Consider the following 3,880-nt stretch of genomic DNA (forward strand, 5'->3'; position numbering starts at 1 on the left):
AAAAGATACAGCCGAAAGCCGGAAATGCTGCCCAAATAAAAAAGATCTGAAAGCGGCATTCGACAGGCTAAGGCTCCCATGATAAGTGGGTTCGGGCGGGAAAAACGATACGTTAAATGGTGAACGTCGCGATTCCGATAGCAATCGGAACTATCCCGATAACTATCGGGCCTAACTTCTTTCCCATAACCATCGAAACTAGCTTTTCCCCTACTCTTTATTCAATTTAGCTACATAATAAACGGGAATCCCTAAGGCAACGATGAGTAACCCAAGTCCGGTATTAAGTGTGTCTTGAACCAACAAAATAATGCAAATCAGCAGCGTACAAGCCATATAAAGCGCAGGAATTACCGGATATCCAAACGCTTTGTACGGACGTTCGGTATGTGGCTCTATACGTCGTAAAACGAAAATGCCTGCAATAGTCAGAATATAAAAAAGCAGCGAAGCAAAAGTAGCGTACGTGAGTAAATCGCCGTATTTCCCGGATAAACACAATACACAAGCCCACAAACATTGAAACCACAACGCTTTTGCCGGCACCTGATTTTCGTTTAATTCAGCGGCTTTATTAAAAAACAGACGTTCTTTTGCCATCGCATAAAACAAGCGTCCGCCGGCTAAAATCAAACCGCTGTTGCAACCAAACGTCGATATCATAATCAGTGCAGCCATTAAAAATACACCGCTATTTCCGAGTACCACACTAGCAGCAGCAGCTCCTACCCGATCTTCGGCAGCAAACTGAATTCCAGCACCTGTTACCGTTTGTGCGTCGGGGACGCCAGATAAAGGAAGCAGTGCCAAATATGCCACATTCGCCAAAACATAAATGACAGTAACGATGGTAGTTCCAAGAAATAAACTGCGTGGAATATTTTTCTTCGGATCTTTAATTTCGGCGGCAATAAACGTAACGTTGTTCCAGGCATCGCTCGAAAAAAGCGAATTAATAATGGTTGCACCAGCAGCGCCTAAAAGCGCAAAACCACTTAAATCGGTGATGCTCAAAGTACCGTCTGGATTCACAACCGATTTCTTGGCTTCCCACATATTTTCAAAATTCTGCGAAAGCACGTCGGTTTGTGTTCCAAAATACAAGCCGCAAGCAATTAATCCGAACAAGGCTACTAATTTGGCAGAAGTAAATATGAGTTGTATCCACTTTCCGTTTTCAACACCTCGATTGTTTACGAAGGTTAGCAAAACAATCGTGAACATTGCTAAAAACGTTTTTCCGTTAAGGATAAAAAGTCCGGTGTCGAGCAGTGTTTCGTCGAGCTGCGGGAAGAAAACCGCCGTATATTTTGCAAAAGCAACGGCCACAGCAGCAATAACGCCGGTTTGGATTACGGTAAAGACAGTCCATCCGTATAAAAAAGCCGTTAGCTTTCCGTATGCGCGCTGAATATAAACAAACTGACCGCCCGCAGTTGGCATCATTCCAGCGAGTTCTCCGTAGGATAAAGCGGCTGTCATCGTTAAAAATCCGGTCAGTACCCACAGTAAAACGATGTATCCCGCCGAACCCACATCGCGAGCCATCGCCGAGGTAACGATAAAGATTCCGCTACCAATCATGGAGCCTGCAACGATACTGGTTGCATCAAGTAATCCTAAACTGCGTTTTAATTGTTCTGCCATTAATGCGTATTTTTAGCTTCGTTCCAATATACATCCATTTCTGCGAGCGTCATTTCGCTAAGCGACTTCCCTGTCTCAGCAGCGCGACGCTCCAGATGTTGAAAACGGTGAATAAATTTTTTGTTTGTGCGTTCGAGCGCATCTTCGGGATTGATGTTTAAGAAACGTGCGTAGTTAATCATCGAAAAAAGAACGTCACCAAATTCGGCTTCCATTTTCGCCTGATCACCTCGATGTACTTCTTGTTGTAATTCGGCAAGCTCTTCTTGCACTTTTTCCCAAACTTGCTCGGGTTTTTCCCAATCAAATCCGACACCTTTTGCTTTATCTTGAATGCGCGATGCCTTTACCAATGCGGGAAGCGATTTCGGCACACCTTCTAAAACCGATTTTTTCCCTTCTTTCAGTTTTAACTTTTCCCAATTTTGTTTGACCTCTTCCTCGTTTGCCACCTGAACATCACCGTAAATATGCGGATGCCGATGAATAAGCTTGTCGCAAATTTCATTGCATACATCTGCAATATCAAAGGCCTGCTCTTCACTTCCTATTTTTGAATAGAAAACAATGTGCAAGAGTAAATCGCCTAACTCTTTTTTGATTTCAGTAAGATCCCGATTGAGAATGGCATCACCTAATTCATAAGTCTCTTCGATGGTAAGATGCCGAAGCGACTCGAAGGTTTGTTTTTGATCCCACGGACAGCCGGCACGCAGCTCATCCATGATTGTTAATAAGCGTTCAAATGACTTTAGTTTGTCGGCAACCGAATTCATACCTGCAATTTTGCTAAAAGTATGAAATCTTGCTGAAGTATCGTGCGAAAGTCACTTTTGTGGAAAATTGACGTTTATTTTAGAGATAATGATTGGTAGCTGATCTGTAAATAAAAAATCTCGTTGCTTTGGACAACGAGATTCCTCGGACCAATTATTTTTTAATTTACTCGGCAGCAGTTTCTTCAGTTGATTCTGACGAAGTTTCTTCTGCGGATGTTAAACCTTTTGCTTGTAAAATATTATACCAGTTAAAAACTTTTTTAATGTCTGAAAGATACACGCGCTCGCGGTCGTAATCTGGAACGATTTCTGCAAAATATGCAACCAAAACAGACTCCGATTCTTTATGCGAAGGTGCCGGTCCACCATTTTCTTTAGCAACAATCGCTTCAAAGATTTCTTTAAGCGGTTTTTCTTTACTGTCGGTATAAACCGAAATTTCCGATAATAAGCTTACGTTATTGCGCAAACCTACAGTAACTTTTTTTCCATCGGTAAGCGATTCGGCAACGAATCCGCTACGAGTTTGCATTTTTAGTGCGAATAATCCTGGTTTTCCTGATATGGCTAATATTTTTTCTAAGTTCATTTTTAAAAATTTGAGTGGCAAATATAAACGGATTATCGAATTTCAAGGTTGGCTTTGTCTTACTTTTTGAGTTTGGCATAACGCATTCGGTACTCTGGACGAGTCTTTCCTGTGCGTATGTTTTCCAATTTATTCTTAATCAATTGTTTGCGCAATCCCGTTACACGATCGGTAAAAAGAATTCCTTCGATGTGATCGTACTCGTGTTGAATAACTCGCGCTGCTAGTCCGGTGAAACGTTCGGTTTGCAACACAAAATTTTCGTCTTGAAAAGTCACAGTAATATCGGGATGACGCCACACGTTTTCACGCACATCGGGAATCGACAAGCAACCTTCGTTAAATTCCCAAAGTTCGCCGGTTTCTTCAATGATTTGTGGGTTAATAAATACGCGTTTAAACGTGCTTAAAAACTTTCGTTCTTCTGGAGACTTAGCTTCATCGTCGGCAAAAGGAGCAGCATCGATTACGAATAGTCGCTTTGAAATACCGATTTGCGGCGCGGCTAATCCAACTCCGTATGCATTATACATGGTATCGAACATGTTCTGAATCAGTTCTTTGAGATGCGGATAGCTGGCATCTAATGGTTCTGCTACTTCGCGTAAAACAGGATCTCCGTAAGCAACTATTGGTAATATCATGGTAATTCTCTTGCTTTTTCGACGGTAAAGGTAGTGAATTCGACTGGTTTTGCTAGTACTAGCATAGTTCGTCGTACTGTTAAAAGCGTTTATGAATTTGCGTAAAAAACTACCGTTCAATAAAAGCGGATCAACGAGAAAAATAAATCAAAATTTACGGAAAAACCGTAAAATCCTTCCAACGAACTTCCGTACTGTCAGATAAGTGGTAGTTTACCACG

General features: G+C 41.8%; 4 protein-coding genes. All 4 read right to left on the reverse strand.

What is annotated here, in order from left to right:
• Positions 1-210: 210 nt before the first annotated feature.
• Positions 211-1,647 (reverse strand): APC family permease, encoded by a 1,437-nt coding sequence (locus CHX27_RS00645; RefSeq protein ID WP_094484857.1) that lies wholly within the window; start codon positions 1,645-1,647, stop codon positions 211-213.
• Complete coding sequence (mazG, locus tag CHX27_RS00650; protein WP_094484858.1) at positions 1,647-2,423, reverse strand: nucleoside triphosphate pyrophosphohydrolase; 777 nt, start codon at positions 2,421-2,423, stop codon at positions 1,647-1,649. Before mazG ends, CHX27_RS00645 begins: the two co-directional genes overlap by 1 nt.
• Before the next feature lie 166 nt (positions 2,424-2,589).
• Positions 2,590-3,015, reverse strand: a complete 426-nt coding sequence (locus CHX27_RS00655; protein ID WP_094484859.1) for a DUF5606 family protein — start codon at positions 3,013-3,015, stop codon at positions 2,590-2,592.
• Between the two features lie 59 nt (positions 3,016-3,074).
• On the reverse strand, positions 3,075-3,659 hold the full coding sequence (gene def / locus CHX27_RS00660) for a peptide deformylase (protein WP_094484860.1): 585 nt from the start codon (positions 3,657-3,659) through the stop codon (positions 3,075-3,077).
• Between the last annotated feature and the right edge of the window lie 221 nt (positions 3,660-3,880).

Origin of the sequence: Flavobacterium aurantiibacter, assembly GCF_002251775.1 — a bacterium.
Lineage (GTDB): Bacteria > Bacteroidota > Bacteroidia > Flavobacteriales > Flavobacteriaceae > Flavobacterium > Flavobacterium aurantiibacter.